The sequence below is a fragment of the Enterobacter sp. JUb54 genome (genome assembly GCF_014298075.1).
Classification (GTDB): domain Bacteria; phylum Pseudomonadota; class Gammaproteobacteria; order Enterobacterales; family Enterobacteriaceae; genus Klebsiella; species Klebsiella lignicola.
In genome coordinates this window covers 4,789,346-4,806,586 of record NZ_CP060418.1, presented here as the reverse complement: position 1 = coordinate 4,806,586, position 17,241 = coordinate 4,789,346, and the positions used below count along the sequence as shown (strand labels likewise).

Here is a 17,241-nt window from a genome sequence, read left to right as displayed (position 1 = left end):
GGAGAATAACAATGATCAAGCTCGGCATCGTGATGGACCCCATCGCAACCATCAACATCAAGAAAGACACCAGCTTCGCCATGTTGCTGGAAGCGCAGCGTCGCGGCTATGAACTCCATTATATGGAGATGAACGACCTGTACTTAATCAACGGTGAAGCACGCGCACGCACGCGTACGCTGAGCGTGGAGCAAAATTACGATAAGTGGTACGACTTCACCGGCGAGCAGGATCTGCCGCTGGCGGACCTCGACGTCATTCTGATGCGTAAGGATCCGCCGTTCGATACCGAGTTTATTTATGCCACCTATATTCTGGAGCGCGCCGAAGATAAAGGTACGCTGATCGTCAACAAGCCGCAGAGCCTGCGCGATTGTAACGAGAAGCTGTTTACCGCCTGGTTCGCCGACCTGACGCCGGAAACCCTGGTCACCCGCAATAAAGCCCAGTTGAAAGCCTTCTGGGAGAAACACGGCGATATTATTCTTAAACCGCTGGACGGGATGGGCGGCACTTCCATTTTCCGCGTGAAAGAAGGCGACCCTAACCTGCCGGTGATTGCGGAAACGCTGACGGAGCTGGGTAGCCGTTATTGCATGGCGCAGAACTATCTGCCGGCGATCAAGGATGGCGATAAGCGCGTGCTGGTTGTCGATGGCGAGCCGGTTCCTTATTGCCTGGCGCGTATCCCGCAGGGTGGTGAAACCCGTGGCAACCTGGCCGCCGGCGGTCGCGGTGAAGCGCGTCCGTTAAGCGAGAGCGACTGGGCCATTGCCCGCCGCGTCGGCCCGACGCTGAAGGCCAAAGGTTTGATTTTCGTCGGCCTGGATATCATCGGCGATCGCCTGACGGAAATTAACGTGACCAGCCCGACCTGCGTGCGTGAAATCGAAGCCGCATTCCCGATCTCCATCACCGGTATGCTGATGGACGCTATCGAAAAGCGCCTCAGCAAGTAAGCGGGTTCAGGCCACACAGAGGGGCAGAATGCCCCTCATAAGAATCCTGGTCCGAGCGAAACAATCTACGCATCTTTAGCCAGATTCAACGAAAGATTTCGGGTGACAGGAAGGCGATGACGCAGCGAGAGACCGGGAGCATAGTTTACTATGTGACCGGTTCGAGCGAGGAAATCAACGCATCTGCCGCCTGAAAGATAATCGCCAGATTCAACGAAAGATTTCGGGTGACAGGAAGGCGATGACGCAGCGAGAAACCGGGAGCATAGTTTTCTATGTGACCGGTTCGAGCGAGGAAATCAACGCATCTGTCGCCTGAAAGATAAAGTTGAATCGACAGGTCCAGGGTTTACCCGCATACTAACTGCTGCTTTTTGAACCAGGAACAGAACCTCTGACAATGAATTTACAGCATCACTTTCTGATTGCCATGCCTGCTCTTCAGGATCCTATGTTCCGCCGCTCCGTGGTCTATATCTGCGAATATAATGAGGATGGCGCCATGGGGATTATCATCAATAAGCCGCTGGAAAACCTGCAGATTGACGGCATTCTGGAGAAGTTGAAGATTGTCGCTGAGCCACGTAACCCGGACATTCGCCTGGATAAGCCGGTGATGCTTGGTGGCCCTCTGGCGGAAGACCGCGGTTTTATTCTGCACTCGCCCCCGTCTGATTTTTCCTCCAGCATTCGCATTTCTGATAACACGGTGATTACCACTTCCCGTGACGTGCTGGAAACACTCGGTACGGATAAGCAGCCCGATAACGTGCTGGTCGCTCTCGGGTATTCCTCCTGGGAGAAAGGACAGCTGGAGCAGGAGATTCTGGATAATGCCTGGCTGACGGCCCCGGCAGATCAGAATATTTTGTTTAAAACCCCTATCGCCGACCGCTGGCGCGACGCGGCTAAGCTGATTGGTATCGATATTGTGACGATGTCTGGCGTCGCGGGGCACGCATAATGAGCGGAACATTACTGGGTTTTGATTTCGGCACCAAAAGCATCGGTGTCGCCGTCGGTCAGCGAATTACCGGGACCGCCCGCCCTCTTCCGGCCCTCAAAGCGCAGGACGGCAAGCCGGACTGGAACCTGATCGAAAAGCTGCTAAAAGAGTGGCAGCCAGAAGCCGTTATCGTCGGCCTGCCGCTGAATATGGACGGCACCGAGCAGCCGCTAACCGCGCGGGCGCGCAATTTTGCCAATAAGATTCATGGCCGTTTTGGGGTCAAAATCACCTTACACGACGAGCGCCTCAGTACCGTGGAAGCCCGTGCCGGGCTTTTCGAGCACGGCGGGTTCCGCGCTCTGAACAAAGGCAGTATTGATTCGGCTTCCGCAGTGATTATTCTCGAAAGCTACTTCGAGCAGGGTTTCTGAATCACCCTCAGGCGGATGGTGCCTTCTTATGCACATCGCATGGCGCCATCGCTTCCTCTGAGCGTTAGAACATCTTAGTGACGCAAATTTTCATTTGCCCAGCTGACGGCCTGGGTACGGTTTTTCACGCTCAGCTTGCGGAAAACGTTGTACAGATGAGTACGTACGGTGTTTTCGCTGATAAACAGTGCCCGGGCAATGTCCATATTGGTGGCGCCACAGCGTAGCTCATTCAGAATTTCGCACTCACGCTCGGTCAGCGGCGAGCTTTCCGCAGGGATCGATGCATGATCCGCGGCATACATCGCCGGGTGCATCACGCTCAATTCAGCCGTCTGTTCGCCATTTAATACGGCCTTAACGCCCTCAATTAAGCGCGATTCATCATCGTCATGGCGGAAGACGCCGTACAGTGCCGGCCACTGCGCCATTTCATAGAGTTCATATTTCTGCGCGCTGTTGATAATCAGCAAACGCGGGCTGTCAGCATAAGAGCGAATAATATCCCGCCACAGGCCATTCAGCTTTTTATTCGACACGGCAATATCAAACAATATTACAGCATCTTTCGGCAAACGCTGAGTTAGCGGCTTATTGATATTATGAATCGTCACCATGACCGACAATGAATCCGTCAGATACGAGGCGAACGCCTTACTCTGAATTGACGGATGGGTAATAAAGAAAACCTGACGAGAATCAGAATAATCACCTGATAAATTAATCACTTAAAACTCTCCTTAGCAAGCAACCCACCATCTTGGCGGTTAAGTTAATTAAACTTAAAATTACAAAAAATTAAAAAATTTACAAATTAAAACAATATTTCATGGGAAAAGTCCTATTCCCACAAACAGCATAAGTCGAACCTACGAAAAGTGTCAAAAGATAATCTTACTTTTTTCTTAAATATGAGAGAACAATGCACTACGGGCTTGACTACCGTCATTCATTTGGCCTGGTTATTTACGCTGAGTAATATTCAACTGCAATAGCCGCAAACATTAATAAAACATTGCGATAACACCCCACTGGCATGACAACTGAATAATAAACCAACGCCTATAACAGACCGGATGCCACACGCTGTTGAAAACTTTGCGTAAAAGTCTGCATTCCGGCCTGCTGCCCGGTTTGCATCACGCCAGGCAGTTGGTGAGTTTTCCCCTCACGGATCAAATTTGCCACCGCCTGGGTATTCACCAAAAGCTCGTATAGCGCAATTCTGTCGCCTGACACAGTAGGTAACAATTTCTGTGCGAGGACGGCACATAGGCTTCCCGCCAGCTGGCTGCGGACCTGCTCTTTCTCCTGCGCCGGGAAAACGTCAACCAGACGCTCAACGGCCTGCGCCGCACCGCGGGTATGCAGCGTTGCCATCACCAGATGGCCGGTCTCTGCAGCAGTCAGTGCCAGACGGATGGTGTCGCTGTCGCGCAGCTCCCCCAGCAAAATAACATCGGGGTCCTGACGCAGTGCAACCCGCAGAGCGGAAGTAAAGGAGGGACAGTCACGTCCGATTTCACGTTGCTGCACCAGGCAGCGCTCGCTGCGGTGTATAAACTCCACCGGATCTTCGAGGGTCAGAATATGGCCATCACGCTGCTGATTGAGGTGATGAACCATCGCCGCCAGGGTGGTGGACTTTCCGCTGCCGGTGGCGCCGGTCACCAGAATCAAACCGCTCTCTTCATTCAGCAGTTCCGTCAGCGCGTCCGGAACCCGGAGCGCGGGGAGCTGAGGACAGCTTTCCGGCAGCAGGCGCAGCGCCAGCGATATCCCACGCGTATGACAAAAAGCGCTGACGCGCAGCCGTGGGCCGGCGGCCAGCGTTAAGGCAAAATCGACCTGGCCGTCAGCCTGCCAGTGCGCGAGCTGCTTATCGTTAAGCCGCTCATGAAGCAGCTGCACGATATCCGGCGTATGAAATGGTGCGGGTTCCAGTTTTCCCTGTCGCCGCCAGCGGGGTGGTGACGCATTGCACAGGTGTAGATCGGAGACGTTATGCTTTACACTAAGGGCCACGATTTCTTCCAGCTCCATAACTCATCCTCGGAATATGAACGATATTGCGCATAACCTGGCACAGGTCCGGGACAAAATCTCAGACGCTGCCGCACGTTGCGGCCGCGATCCAGCAGAAGTGATGTTGCTTGCAGTGAGTAAAACAAAACCTGCGAGCGCGATTGAAGAGGCGATAGCAGCAGGCCAGGTGGCTTTTGGTGAAAACTATGTTCAGGAAGGGGTGGAGAAAATTCGCCACTTCCAGCAGGCCGGCGCCAGCCATCTGCAATGGCACTTTATTGGGCCATTACAGTCCAACAAAAGTCGTCTGGTGGCGGAACATTTTGACTGGTGCCACACCGTCGATCGTCTGAAAATCGCCACGCGACTAAGTGAACAGCGCCCTTCGCATCTACCGCCGCTGAACGTATTGATTCAAATAAATATTAGCGACGAGCAGAGCAAATCTGGCATTCTTCCGGACGCGCTGGATGCCCTGGCGGCAGAGATTGCCGCCCTGCCAAACCTGCAGCTACGCGGGCTGATGGCGATTCCGGCACCAGAGTCAGAATATGTAAGGCAGTTTGCCGTGGCCCAACAAATGGCGGTAGCATTTGCGCGGTTGAAAACGCAATACCCTACGGTCGATACATTATCTCTGGGCATGTCGGACGATATGGAAGCCGCAATCGCGGCGGGAAGCACCATGGTGCGCATCGGTACCGCAATTTTCGGTGCGCGCGACTATAGCAATAATTAAGGAATCTGAGGAACGCCATGAAGACGTTGACTTTCCTGCTGGCAACCGTCATTGAGCTCTACACAATGATCATGTTGCTACGCGTCTGGATGCAGTGGGCACGCTGCGACTTTTACAATCCCTTTTCGCAGTTTATCGTTAAGGTCACCCAACCTGTCGTCGGGCCGCTGCGCCGCATTATCCCGGCCATGGGCCCCATCGACAGCTCATCGCTGCTGATCGCATTTATCCTCTGCGTGGTGAAAGCCATCGTGCTGTTTATGGTGGTCACCTTCCAGCCGATTATCTGGATTTCCGCGCTGCTGATTCTGCTCAAAACCATCGGCCTGCTGATCTTCTGGGTGCTGCTGCTGATGGCTATCATGAGCTGGGTAAGCCAGGGCCGCAGCCCGGTTGAGTTTGTGTTGATGCAGTTGGCTGACCCGCTGCTGCGTCCGATTCGCAAAATGTTGCCGTCGATGGGCGGAATCGACTTCTCGCCAATGGTACTGGTTCTGCTGCTGTACGTGGTCAATATGGGCGTCGCTGAACTGCTGCAGGCAACCGGCAACGTCCTGCTTCCGGGGTTATGGATGGCGCTATGAGTGCCGTCGAACTCTGCGCTGACGGGCTGGTGTTGCGGCTGTATATTCAGCCCAAGGCCAGCCGTGATAGCATTGTTGGGTTACATGGCGACGAACTCAAAGTCGCCATTACCGCACCACCCGTTGATGGCCAGGCTAACGCCCATCTGGTTAAATTCCTCGCCAAACAGTTTCGTGTCGCGAAAAGCCAGGTACTGCTTGAAAAAGGAGAGCTTGGCCGCCACAAACAGATAAAAATCATCAACCCGCAACAGATCCCGACCGCGGTCGCGGCGCTGACAGAATAAACAGGATTAATGATGCAAAAAGTTGTTCTCGCCACCGGTAATGCCGGGAAGGTCCGCGAGCTGGCCTCGCTGCTGGAAGATTTTGGTCTGGATATCGTCGCTCAAACCGAGCTGGGCGTGGATTCCGCGGAAGAAACCGGGCTGACCTTTATCGAAAACGCGATTCTGAAAGCCCGCCATGCCGCTGAGATCACCGGCTTACCGGCAATTGCTGACGACTCCGGTATTGCGGTCGATGCCCTGGGCGGCGCGCCGGGGATCTACTCTGCACGTTACAGCGGCGAAGACGCCAGCGACCAGCAGAACCTGGAGAAGCTGCTGGATGCCCTGCAGGACGTCCCGGACGACAAGCGCCAGGCGCAGTTCCACTGCGTGCTGGTCTATATGCGACATGCGGCTGACCCGACGCCGATCGTCTGCCACGGCAGCTGGCCTGGCGTGATTACCCGTCAGGCGGCAGGCCAGGGTGGCTTCGGCTACGACCCGATCTTCTTTGTGCCGTCTGAGGGTAAAACCGCAGCGGAACTCAGCCGTGAAGAAAAAAGCGCGATCTCCCACCGTGGACGCGCCTTGAAACTGTTACTGGAAGCATTACGTAATGGCTAATTTGCCGCCTCTGAGCCTGTATATTCATATTCCCTGGTGCGTGCAGAAATGCCCGTACTGCGACTTCAACTCGCACGCGCTGAAAGGCGAGGTGCCGCACGACGATTACGTGCAGCATCTGCTGAGCGACCTGCGGGCCGATGCCGCCTATGCTCAGGGACGTGAAATCGGCACTATTTTCATCGGCGGCGGTACGCCGAGCCTGCTTTCTGGCCCGGCGATGCAAACCCTGCTGGATGGTGTACGCGCCTGCCTGCCGCTGGCCGCCGATGCGGAGATCACCATGGAGGCCAACCCTGGCACCGTGGAGGCCGATCGCTTCGTTGAGTATCAGCGCGCGGGGGTCAATCGCATCTCCATCGGGGTACAAAGTTTTAGTGAACCTAAGCTGCAACGCCTTGGCCGTATTCATGGCCCTGACGAAGCCAAACGCGCGGCGCATCTGGCCCGCGGCCTCGGGCTGCGCAGCTTTAACCTCGACCTGATGCACGGCCTGCCGGATCAGTCGCTGGAAGAGGCGCTGGACGATCTGCGCCAGGCCATCGAACTCGATCCGCCGCATCTCTCCTGGTATCAGCTGACCATTGAGCCAAATACCCTGTTCGGCTCCCGTCCGCCGGTACTGCCGGATGACGACGCGCTGTGGGACATCTACGAGCAGGGCCATGCTCTGCTGAGCGCTGCGGGCTACCAGCAGTACGAAACCTCGGCCTACGCTAAACCTGGCTATCAGTGTCAGCACAACCTGAACTACTGGCGCTTTGGTGACTACCTTGGCATCGGCTGCGGCGCGCACGGCAAAATCACCTTCCCGGACGGGCGAATTCTGCGTACGGCCAAAACCCGCCACCCGCGCGGCTACATGGAAGGGCGTTACCTAGAACGCCAGCATGATGTGGAAGCCTGCGATAAGCCGTTCGAGTTCTTTATGAACCGTTTTCGTCTGCTGGAAGCGGCGCCGCGCGAAGAATTCAGCCGCTATACCGGCCTGGATGAAAGCACGATCCGCCCGCAAATCGAGGCTGCCCTCGCGCAGGGCTATCTGACCGAAGATGCGCAATACTGGCAGATAACCGAGCACGGTAAGCTGTTTTTAAACTCGCTGCTGGAGCTGTTCCTCAGCGAAGCGTAATTCATCGGGCGGTTCCCCACCGCCCGTTTTTTCGTGCACTTTCCGCCCTCATCCCACCCTGTTTTTCACCCGCGTTTCGGTCAAATCAGTTGCTGGTTTTTTATTCAGTTCTTTGCGACCAGTCACAGATCTGCATCGACATTTTTCCATTTCTTGACTCCTTTTTTAGGCAATGGTAATCCTGCTTCATCGGTTGAGCAAATGTAAAACCGAAGTATCCTACATGTGAATTATTGGTAACTCTTATTAAAAAAGTCTGAGTGACGCCGGCTCAACCCCGGCGGGAACACGCCTATAAAAAAGAGGGTAATACAATGAATTACCGTAATATTTTTATCGCACTCGCAACAATCTCCGGCAGCCTGGCCGCCTCGGCACAGGCGGCAGAATCCGCGACCGTGGCCTTTTTAATGCCCGATCAGGCCTCCACGCGATATGAGCAGCATGATTTCCCGGGCTTCAAAGCCGAAATGAGCAAGCTGTGCGCGGACTGTAAGGTCATTTATCAAAACGCCAACGCCAGCGCGACGCTGCAACAGCAGCAGTTCAACTCGGTCATCGCCCAGGGGGCGAAGATTATCGTACTCGACCCGGTGGACTCTTCTGCCGCCGCCGCGCTGGTGGAAAATGCCCAGGCGCAGGATGTGAAAGTGATCGCCTATGACCGTCCAATCCCCGGCAAACCGGCGGATTTTTACGTCTCTTTTGATAACGAAGGTATCGGCTACGCTATTTCCCAGTCGCTGGTTAACCATCTGAAAGAGAGCGGCGTGCCAACAGGGGCCGGGGTTCTGCAGATTAACGGCTCGCCGACCGATGCCGCCGCGGGGCTGATCCGCGATGGTATCCACCGTGGTCTGAAAGAGTCGGGCTACGCTACGCTGGCGGAGTTTGACACGCCGGAGTGGGCGCCGCCGAAAGCGCAGGAGTGGGCCGCCGGGCAGATAACCCGCTTTGGCGACAAGATTAAAGGCGTGGTCGCCGCCAATGACGGCACCGGCGGCGGTGCGATTGCCGCCTTCAAAGCCGCCGGCGTTCAGCCCGTCCCGCCGGTCACCGGAAACGACGCCACCATCGCTGCACTGCAGCTCATCATCGCCGGCGACCAATACAACACCATTTCCAAACCGTCAGAAATCGTTGCCGCCGCCGCGGCAAAAGTCGCCGTGGAACTCATTCAGGGTAAGAAACCGCAGGCGAGCACCACGCTGTACAACACGCCTTCGCAGCTGTTTACCCCGGCGGTGATCACCGCCAAAAATATCAAAGCGGAAATCTTCGATAAAAAGATCCAGACCTACGCTCAGGTTTGCAGCGGCGACTATGCCGCCGCCTGCCAGAAATTAGGTATCGAGAAGCAGTGATGTCCCTGCGCCCGTCTTCAGCGACGGGCGTAGTTTCGCCATGATTGAGGTCTCTTTTATGTTGCAAGCACAGTCGCACGAACACACACCAAAACCAGACCATGTCGCCAGCACCAGGCAACCCATTTTGAAACTGAGTCAGGTCTCGAAACACTTCGGTGCGGTCAGCGCATTGACCGATATCGAGCTGGAAGTCCACGCCGGGGAAGTGGTCGCGCTGGTCGGCGATAACGGCGCGGGTAAATCAACGCTGGTGAAAATCCTCGCTGGCGTACACCAGCCCACCGCCGGGACCATTGAATTCGACGGCAACATCATCACCCTCGACAGCCCCGGCAAAGCGCTGGAATACGGCATTGCCACGGTCTTTCAGGATTTAGCGCTGTGCGAAAATCTCGATGTGGTGGCCAACCTGTTTTTAGGCCACGAGATCGCGCCTTTCCAGCTGGATGAAGTTGCGATGGAGGTTCGGGCGTGGACCCTGCTGCAGGAGCTGGCGGCCAGGATCCCGTCGGTGCGCGAGCCGATCGCTTCGCTCTCCGGCGGCCAACGCCAGACCGTGGCGATTGCGCGTTCGCTGCTGATGAACCCCAAAATCATCATGCTCGATGAACCCACCGCGGCGCTTGGCGTCGCGCAGACCGCAGAGGTGCTGAACCTGATTGAACGCGTTCGCGAGCGCGGGCTCGGGGTCATTATTATCAGCCACAACATGGAAGACGTGCGCGCGGTGGCCGACCGGATTGTGGTCCTGCGGCTGGGTCGCAACAAGGGCATTTTCACTCCCGATGCGTCAAACCAGGATCTGGTGGCGGCGATTACCGGTGCGACCGAGAATGCCGTGTCACGCCGTGTCGAACGGAAATCACAGTTACGTTCTACTGAAGTGAGTTAACGTTATGAACAGCAAGATAGAATCTCGCCCTGCCCTGGATCGTAGCGATGAGCGCGTCCGGCACAACGATGGCCTGTTCGGCGTGGTGCGTGCGCAAATCAATCGCATCAGGACCGGCGATCTCGGCACCGCCCCGGTCATCGCCGGCCTGATCGTGATCTCATTGGTCTTCACCTGGCTCAACCCGGTGTTTATCGCCCCCAATAACCTGGTCAACCTGCTGTTTGACTGCGCCACCGTGGGCTTTATTTCGCTGGGTATTGTCTGCGTGTTGATGCTCGGAGAGATCGACCTCTCCGTCGGCTCCATGAGCGGCCTCGCCTCGGCGATAGTCGGTGTACTGTGGGTGAATGCCGGCTGGCCGGTAGCCGCCGCCATCGCCGTCGCGCTGCTGTGCGGCCTGGGCGTCGGCCTGATTTACGCACTACTGTATACCCGAGTCGGGATGCCAAGCTTCGTGGCGACGCTCGCCGGCCTGCTGGCGCTGCTCGGGCTGCAGCTGTATATCCTCGGTCCCAGCGGCAGTATCAACCTGCCCTACGCCTCGCCGTTGGTGCGTTTCGGGCAATTGATGGTGATGCCCGGCTGGTTCTCTCACCTGATGGCGCTGCTGCCCGGACTGGCGATGGTGGTTTTTGGCCTCAAAACGCGGACCCGTCGGCTGGCGGCGAACCTCTCGGCGGAAGCTGTCGGCTCGTTGCTGCTGCGCGCCATTGTGTTAACGGCGATTTTTGAAGCCGCCGTGTTCTATCTAAACCTCGGGCGCGGTGTACCCTGGATCTTCGGCCTGTTCGTGGCGTTTGTAATGGTACTCAACTATGCGCTCAAGCGTACCCAGTGGGGGCGTTCGATGTTTGCCGTCGGCGGCAACCGCGAGGCCGCTCGCCGCTCGGGGATCAACGTGCGGGCCATCTACGTCAGCGCCTTTATGCTCTGTACCACCCTGGCGACCTTCGGCGGGATTCTGGCGGCGTCTCGTCTCGCCTCCGCCAGCCAGCAGGCCGGGACCGGCGATGTGAACCTGAACGCGATTGCCGCCGCGGTCATCGGCGGTACCAGCCTGTTCGGTGGACGCGGTAGCGCGTGGTCCGCGCTGCTGGGGATCATCGTGATTCAGGCAATTTCGAATGGTTTGACGCTGTTGAATCTGCCGTCGTCGCTGCGCTACATCATTACCGGCTGCGTACTGGCGATTGCGGTGATTATTGACTCTCTGGCCCGCCGCTCTCGTGTTTCCCACGGGCGTGCCTGAGTGAACTGAATGCGGTGTGTCCCGGCGCTGACCGTGGCACACCGCGAAAGGCGTTACTTCAGAGTGCTCACCAGCGCCTTGCGGCTGTCTTCCAGGGAGACCACCCGGCTGCACACGTCTTTACCAAACTTCTGGAAATCCGCTTCCTGGTTTTTCCACTCTTCCTGAATCGCCGTTTGCAGGCCGCCGAGACTGCCGAGGATCCCCTGTAACGGGTTGCCGCCGCCTTTCAGCACCGCTTTGGCGCCCATCTCGTTAATGCTGTCCTGCAGGATGCCGCCCATCGCCTGGTTCACCAGCTGCTGACCGTCGGCCCGCACCTGATCGATCGCTTTATAGTGGAAGGTCAGGCCGTCGCTGCGATGTTCGATAACCCGGTTCATCTGGGTTTTAAGCTGCGCGTCGAGCTTGGTCAGGCGGCCATGCATGCTGCTGCTGGCGCCCACCTGTTCGGTGATGATTTTATCCAGCGCCTGACGCCCTTTTTCGACTCTGGTGCGCGCGCCTTCATCAATCCACGGCAGGCTGCTGCGCAAACCGGCCTGATAATCCTGTGCTTGCTCGCGCTGGGCCGCAGTCAGGGTATACGACTTTCCGTTCCAGGTGAGGTTGCCGTCCGGCATTATCACCAGATCGCCGTTCTCCCCTTTAACCTGTACTTTTTGCGGACTGAGGATCACATCGTCACGCGGCGTGACGCTACACTGGTAGTCCGCATGCGCGGACAGAGCGGTAACGGACAATGCCACCGCCAACAGCGTTTTGCGCATCATAAAGCTCCCTTAAGACAAAACGGGTCGGCAATTGCCGACCCTTGTCAAACTTAGTCCCACCAGACGTCAAAAAGTTCGCTGGTGCGTACATCGGCGAGCTGGCGATCTTCCAGCCACTTGCGCACGAGAGCCTGATGCTCTTCCGTGCACTTGCCGATTTCCTGCATGCAGATCAGACCTTCCCAGGAGAGGTAGCCGCTGCCGTCAAACGCCAGCTTGTTCGGCTCAATCACTTCATCGATCAGATCGTTCACGGTCTGGTCGATATGATCTTCAGTGCTCCCTTCTGGGAAACGCCATGCAACGGAAAAACCGATCTCCTGAAACTCATCGATATGCATTTTTTTACGCAGACGACGGCTACGATTTTTTGCCATTATTTTACCCTCTCGAACATTAAGTCCCATACGCCGTGGCCAAGACGATGACCACGCTGTTCAAATTTGGTTACCGGGCGCGATTCCGGGCGCGGTACGTAATCGTTGCTTTCCGACTGGTTACGATAGCCGTCGAGCGATGACATCACTTCCAGCATGTGCTCTGCATAGGCTTCCCAGTCGGTCGCCATATGGAAGACGCCGCCCAGCTTCAGCTTACTTTTAACCAGCTCAGCAAACGGTGCCTGGACGATACGGCGTTTATTATGACGCGCTTTATGCCACGGGTCAGGGAAAAACAGCTGCACCATATTCAGGGAGTTATCCGGGATCATGGTGTGCAGCACTTCCACCGCATCGTGACACATGACGCGCAGGTTCTGGACGCCCTCTTCTTCTGCGGAGGCCAGACATGCCCCGACGCCAGGCGAGTGGACTTCAATACCGAGGAAATTCTGCTCGGGTTTGGCCTTCGCCATCGCCACCAGCGAGGCGCCCATGCCGAAACCGATTTCCAGGGTCACCGGCGCTTCGCGGCCAAACAGCGCGGAGAAGTCGAGTGGCGCTTCGTTGAATTCAACGCCCATCACCGGCCAAATGTTATCCAACGCGTGCTGTTGCCCTTTAGTCAGGCGCCCCTGGCGGCGGACGAAGCTACGAATGCGGCGCAGCGGGCGGCCGTTTTCATCGAATTCCGGAGATATGACGTCGTTTTTCATAAAAGTTAAGTCTGCTTGTGAAAGTGTTCGGAAAACGGGCATTATCCAAAGTTACCCGACGGATGCAAGGGTTTACAGCCTGTCGCCCTTATGCTGCAATCTGCCACCCTGTTCTCGCGATTCCGGAGCTGTACCTTTGACTTTTCTCGCCGCGCAATTTTCAACCCAGGTGTTGGACTGGTACGACAAATACGGCCGTAAAACCCTGCCGTGGCAAATCGGCAAAACGCCTTACAAAGTATGGCTCTCCGAAGTGATGTTGCAACAAACCCAGGTCACAACGGTTATCCCTTATTTTGAACGCTTTATGGCGCGCTTCCCGACGGTGACCGACCTGGCTGCGGCGCCGCTGGATGAAGTCCTGCACCTGTGGACCGGGCTGGGTTATTACGCCCGCGCGCGTAACCTACATAAGGCCGCGCAGCAGGTGGCCAACCAGCACGGCGGTGAATTCCCCCAGACCTTTGACGAAGTGGCCGCGCTGCCCGGCGTCGGGCGCTCGACGGCGGGCGCTATTTTATCGCTTTCTCTCGGCCAGCATTTCCCCATTCTCGATGGCAACGTCAAGCGGGTGCTGGCACGCTGCTACGCGGTTAGCGGCTGGCCGGGGAAAAAAGAGGTGGAGAAGCGTCTGTGGCAGATCAGCGAAGAGGTCACGCCGGCCAACGGGGTCGAGCGTTTTAACCAGGCGATGATGGATCTCGGGGCGATTGTCTGCACCCGTTCAAAGCCCAAATGCGAAATTTGCCCGCTGCATAATGGCTGCATTGCCTATGCAAACCATTCCTGGGCGCAATATCCTGGCAAAAAACCGAAACAGATTATTCCGGAACGTACCGGCTATTTGCTGCTGATGCAGCACGGTAATGAGGTGTTTCTTGCCCAGCGTCCGCCGGTGGGATTGTGGGGCGGATTATTCTGCTTTCCGCAGTTTGAGGAGGAGTCCGCACTGCGTGAATGGCTGGCTCAGCGGCAAATTAAGGCCGATACTCTGACGCAGATGACCGCGTTCCGCCATACTTTCAGCCACTTTCATCTGGATATCGTCCCGATGTGGCTTAAGGTAGATTCATCCGGGTCATGCATGGATGAAGGCAACGCACTCTGGTATAACTTAGCGCAGCCACCGTCGGTCGGACTGGCCGCTCCCGTCGAGCGCCTGTTGCAACAACTGAAAGCCGGGGCGCTGGCATAGCTTTCTGGCGAACAAAGAGGATCACTAATGAGCAGAACGATTTTTTGTACTTTCCTGCAGCGTGAAGCTGATGGCCAGGATTTCCAGCTGTATCCGGGCGAGCTAGGCAAACGTATCTATAACGAGATTTCTAAAGAAGCCTGGGCGCAATGGCAGCATAAGCAGACCATGTTAATCAACGAGCAGAAGCTCAACATGATGAACGTGGAACACCGCAAGCTGCTGGAACAAGAGATGATCAAGTTCCTGTTTGAAGGGAAAGATGTGCACATTGAAGGCTACACGCCGCCAGAAAAATAGTCGTCGTCAGATGACCCTTAAGCACAACAAACACAACGCACACTCCCGGAATGATGAAAAAATATTTAGCGCTAGCGCTCATCGCGCCTTTGCTCGTTTCGTGTTCCAGCTCTAATAAAAAGGGCGCCGGGTATAACGAAGCCTGGGTCAAGGACACCAACGGCTTCGATATTCTGATGGGGCAGTTTGCCCATAACATTGAAAATATTTGGGGTTATAAAGAAGTCCTGCTCGCCGGGCCGAAGGACTACGTCAAATACACCGATCAGTATCAGACCCGTAGCCACATCAACTTTGATGAGGGGACCATTACCGTCGAGACCATCGCAGGTACCGATCCGACCGGCCGTTTACGCCAGACGATCATTAAGACCTTGCTGATGGGCGACGATCCGGGTTCCATCGATCTCTACTCCGACGCCGACGATATTCAGATCTCGAAAGAGCCGTTCCTGTACGGCCAGGTGGTCGATAACCACGGCGATCCGATCCGCTGGGAGTGGCGCGCCTCGCGCTATGCCGACTATCTGCTGCAGACGCGGCTGAAAAGTCGCAGCAACGGCCTGCGCATCATCTACAGCATTACCATCAATCTGGTGCCCAACCACCTCGACAAACGTGCGCATAAGTACATCGGCTACGTTCGTCAGTCGGCGCGGAAATATGGCGTGGATGAGTCGTTGATTCTGGCGATTATGCAAACGGAATCGTCCTTTAACCCGTATGCCGTCAGCCATGCCGATGCGCTGGGCCTGATGCAGGTTGTTCAGCACAGCGCCGGGAAAGACGTCTATCGTTCGCAGGGTAAATCGGGGCTGCCAAGCCGTAGCTATCTGTTCGACCCGGCAAATAACATCGATACCGGCACCGCCTATCTGGCGATGCTGAATAACGTCTATCTGTCAGGCATCGATAACCCGACCTCGCGGCGCTATGCGGTGATCACCGCCTATAACGGGGGAGCGGGCAGCGTGCTGCGCATCTTCTCCAGCGATAAGGTTCAGGCCGCTAACATCATTAACAGCATGACGCCGGGCGATGTTTACTCCACCATCACCAATCGCCATCCGTCCGCAGAATCACGCCGTTACCTGTATAAGGTAAATACCGCGCAGAAGTCCTACCGCCGGAAATAAACGTCCTCCCCACCCGCCCTTTCGCGACCAGAAAGGGCCGGGTATTCCATCGCCCTCGCCTGCACTTCATACGAAAATGTTATTTGCATCACAATTTAATCTGCAAGCTAATGTGGATTGCATTTTTTTGCGGAAGGTAACAAAACATAACCACCGGGGCTGATAGAATCGCATCAAACAGCAACCCTGTATGTAATTAACAAAACAAGAACCCCGCCATTTTGTGAGGAAAATAACATGAACCTTAAGCTGCAGCTTAAAATTTTGTCGTTTCTGCAGTTCTGCCTGTGGGGTAGTTGGCTGACAACACTCGGCTCCTATATGTTTGTGACGCTCAAGTTCGATGGCGCGTCTATCGGTGCCGTGTATAGTTCGCTCGGTATTGCGGCGGTTCTGATGCCGACGCTGCTGGGGATCGTGGCGGATAAATGGGTCAGCGCAAAGTGGGTGTATGCGCTGTGTCACCTGGTGGGAGCCGGTACGCTGTTTATGGCGGCCCAGGTCACCACGCCAGGAGAAATGTTCTTTGTCATCCTGCTTAACTCGCTGGCCTATATGCCAACGCTGGGCTTAATCAATACCATCTCCTACTACCGGTTGAAATCCGCCGGTATGGATATCGTGACCGATTTCCCGCCGATCCGTATCTGGGGCACCATCGGCTTTATCATCGCCATGTGGGGCGTGAGCTTTGCCGGCTTTGAACTGAGCCATATGCAGCTGTATATCGGCGCAGCGCTCTCCATTGTCCTTGCGCTGTTCACCCTGACGCTGCCGCATATCCCGGTCTCGAATCAGCAGAAAAACCAGAGCTGGAGCACCATGCTGGGCCTGGACGCGTTTGCCCTGTTCAAAAACAAGCGCATGGCGATTTTCTTTATCTTCTCAATGCTGTTAGGCGCTGAGCTGCAAATCACCAACATGTTCGGGAACACCTTCTTGCACAGCTTCGATAACAACCCGCTGTTCTCCGGCAGCTTTATCGTTGAGCACGCGTCGGTGATGATGTCGATCTCGCAGATCTCGGAAACCCTGTTCATTCTGACCATCCCGTTCTTCCTGAGCCGCTACGGCATCAAGAATGTGATGATCATCAGTATCTTCGCCTGGATGCTGCGCTTCGGTCTGTTTGCCTATGGCGACCCGACGCCGTTCGGTACCGTGCTGCTGGTGCTGTCGATGATTGTCTACGGCTGCGCCTTCGACTTCTTCAACATTTCTGGTTCGGTGTTTGTCGAGAAAGAAGTGCGGCCGGAAATCCGCGCCAGCGCCCAGGGGATGTTCCTGATGATGACCAACGGCTTCGGCTGCATTCTCGGCGGCGTGGTGAGCGGGAAAGTGGTGGAGATGTATACCACCAACGGTATCACCGACTGGCAGCCGGTATGGCTGATCTTTGCGGCATACTCACTGGTGCTGGCTATCGCCTTTATCGCCCTGTTTAAGTACAAACACGTCCGCGCACCGGCAGGCGCACAGGCTACCACCGCGCATTAATACGCCACGGGTAGCGATACC

Annotated in this window: 20 protein-coding genes; 15 read left to right on the top strand and 5 right to left on the bottom strand. The window is 55.9% G+C overall.

Translation table 11 applies throughout. The features are described from left to right. Positions 1–11: 11 nt before the first annotated feature. The 3 genes from gshB to ruvX all read left to right on the top strand — a co-directional run bounded on the left by gshB (position 12) and on the right by ruvX (position 2,339). Positions 12–959: a glutathione synthase gene (gene gshB / locus HF679_RS22290; protein ID WP_123756510.1), complete on the top strand. Its 948-nt coding sequence runs from the start codon at positions 12–14 to the stop codon at positions 957–959. 400 nt (positions 960–1,359) lie between these two features. Beyond that, a complete protein-coding gene (locus HF679_RS22285; protein ID WP_123756509.1) occupies positions 1,360–1,923 on the top strand; it encodes a YqgE/AlgH family protein in 564 nt (187 codons plus the stop codon). After that, positions 1,923–2,339: a Holliday junction resolvase RuvX gene (gene ruvX / locus HF679_RS22280; protein ID WP_123756508.1), complete on the top strand. Its 417-nt coding sequence runs from the start codon at positions 1,923–1,925 to the stop codon at positions 2,337–2,339. The genes HF679_RS22285 and ruvX overlap by 1 nt, the downstream gene beginning before the upstream one ends. A gap of 74 nt (positions 2,340–2,413) precedes the next feature. Here ruvX and HF679_RS22275 read toward each other — a convergent pair whose 3' ends face one another. After that, the gene (locus HF679_RS22275; RefSeq protein ID WP_123756507.1) at positions 2,414–3,067 is read right to left on the bottom strand and encodes a LuxR C-terminal-related transcriptional regulator; all 654 of its coding nucleotides are present in this window, start codon (positions 3,065–3,067) and stop codon (positions 2,414–2,416) included. A 334-nt stretch (positions 3,068–3,401) separates the two neighbouring features. Next, a complete protein-coding gene (locus HF679_RS22270) occupies positions 3,402–4,382 on the bottom strand; it encodes a type IV pilus twitching motility protein PilT (RefSeq protein WP_123756506.1) in 981 nt (326 codons plus the stop codon). Positions 4,383–4,398: 16 nt separating this feature from the next. On the opposite strand from HF679_RS22270, the gene HF679_RS22265 reads away from it, so the two are divergent. From HF679_RS22265 to HF679_RS22230, 8 genes are all read left to right on the top strand, one after another. Continuing rightward, a complete protein-coding gene (locus tag HF679_RS22265; RefSeq protein ID WP_123756505.1) occupies positions 4,399–5,103 on the top strand; it encodes a YggS family pyridoxal phosphate-dependent enzyme in 705 nt (234 codons plus the stop codon). Positions 5,104–5,120: 17 nt separating this feature from the next. After that, on the top strand, positions 5,121–5,687 hold the full coding sequence (locus tag HF679_RS22260) for a YggT family protein (RefSeq protein ID WP_123756504.1): 567 nt from the start codon (positions 5,121–5,123) through the stop codon (positions 5,685–5,687). Beyond that, positions 5,684–5,974 carry a DUF167 family protein YggU gene (yggU, locus tag HF679_RS22255; RefSeq protein WP_123756503.1) on the top strand — a complete coding sequence of 97 codons (291 nt, stop codon included), beginning with the start codon at positions 5,684–5,686 and terminating at the stop codon, positions 5,972–5,974. The genes HF679_RS22260 and yggU overlap by 4 nt, the downstream gene beginning before the upstream one ends. Positions 5,975–5,986: 12 nt before the next feature. Then, positions 5,987–6,580, top strand: coding sequence for an XTP/dITP diphosphatase (locus tag HF679_RS22250; RefSeq protein WP_123756502.1), 594 nt, complete (start codon positions 5,987–5,989; stop codon positions 6,578–6,580). Continuing rightward, complete coding sequence (gene hemW / locus HF679_RS22245) at positions 6,573–7,712, top strand: radical SAM family heme chaperone HemW (RefSeq protein ID WP_123756501.1); 1,140 nt, start codon at positions 6,573–6,575, stop codon at positions 7,710–7,712. Before HF679_RS22250 ends, hemW begins: the two co-directional genes overlap by 8 nt. Before the next feature lie 314 nt (positions 7,713–8,026). Further along, positions 8,027–9,076 (top strand): sugar ABC transporter substrate-binding protein, encoded by a 1,050-nt coding sequence (locus HF679_RS22240; RefSeq protein WP_123756500.1) that lies wholly within the window; start codon positions 8,027–8,029, stop codon positions 9,074–9,076. A gap of 58 nt (positions 9,077–9,134) precedes the next feature. Then, a complete protein-coding gene (locus HF679_RS22235; protein WP_123756933.1) occupies positions 9,135–9,971 on the top strand; it encodes an ATP-binding cassette domain-containing protein in 837 nt (278 codons plus the stop codon). 4 nt (positions 9,972–9,975) lie between these two features. After that, positions 9,976–11,223: a sugar ABC transporter permease gene (locus HF679_RS22230; RefSeq protein ID WP_123756499.1), complete on the top strand. Its 1,248-nt coding sequence runs from the start codon at positions 9,976–9,978 to the stop codon at positions 11,221–11,223. Between the two features lie 53 nt (positions 11,224–11,276). Here the strand turns inward: HF679_RS22230 and HF679_RS22225 are convergent, their stop codons facing one another. Genes HF679_RS22225 through trmB form a run of 3 tightly spaced genes read right to left on the bottom strand, consistent with a single transcriptional unit; the run spans position 11,277 to position 13,092 of the window. Continuing rightward, on the bottom strand, positions 11,277–11,996 hold the full coding sequence (locus tag HF679_RS22225) for a DUF2884 domain-containing protein (protein ID WP_123756498.1): 720 nt from the start codon (positions 11,994–11,996) through the stop codon (positions 11,277–11,279). A gap of 50 nt (positions 11,997–12,046) precedes the next feature. After that, positions 12,047–12,373 carry a YggL family protein gene (locus HF679_RS22220; protein WP_123756497.1) on the bottom strand — a complete coding sequence of 109 codons (327 nt, stop codon included), beginning with the start codon at positions 12,371–12,373 and terminating at the stop codon, positions 12,047–12,049. Beyond that, complete coding sequence (gene trmB, locus HF679_RS22215; protein WP_123756496.1) at positions 12,373–13,092, bottom strand: tRNA (guanosine(46)-N7)-methyltransferase TrmB; 720 nt, start codon at positions 13,090–13,092, stop codon at positions 12,373–12,375. The genes HF679_RS22220 and trmB overlap by 1 nt, the downstream gene beginning before the upstream one ends. A 136-nt stretch (positions 13,093–13,228) precedes the next feature. Here trmB and mutY point away from each other — a divergent pair, with 136 nt between their 5' ends. From mutY to HF679_RS22195, 4 genes are all read left to right on the top strand, one after another. Beyond that, positions 13,229–14,287: an A/G-specific adenine glycosylase gene (gene mutY / locus HF679_RS22210; protein ID WP_154144039.1), complete on the top strand. Its 1,059-nt coding sequence runs from the start codon at positions 13,229–13,231 to the stop codon at positions 14,285–14,287. 27 nt (positions 14,288–14,314) lie between these two features. Continuing rightward, on the top strand, positions 14,315–14,587 hold the full coding sequence (locus HF679_RS22205; protein ID WP_123756494.1) for an oxidative damage protection protein: 273 nt from the start codon (positions 14,315–14,317) through the stop codon (positions 14,585–14,587). Between the two features lie 50 nt (positions 14,588–14,637). After that, positions 14,638–15,723 (top strand): membrane-bound lytic murein transglycosylase MltC, encoded by a 1,086-nt coding sequence (mltC, locus tag HF679_RS22200; protein WP_123756493.1) that lies wholly within the window; start codon positions 14,638–14,640, stop codon positions 15,721–15,723. Positions 15,724–15,960: 237 nt separating this feature from the next. Next, on the top strand, positions 15,961–17,220 hold the full coding sequence (locus tag HF679_RS22195; protein WP_123756492.1) for a nucleoside permease: 1,260 nt from the start codon (positions 15,961–15,963) through the stop codon (positions 17,218–17,220). The last annotated feature ends 21 nt before the right edge of the window (positions 17,221–17,241 follow it).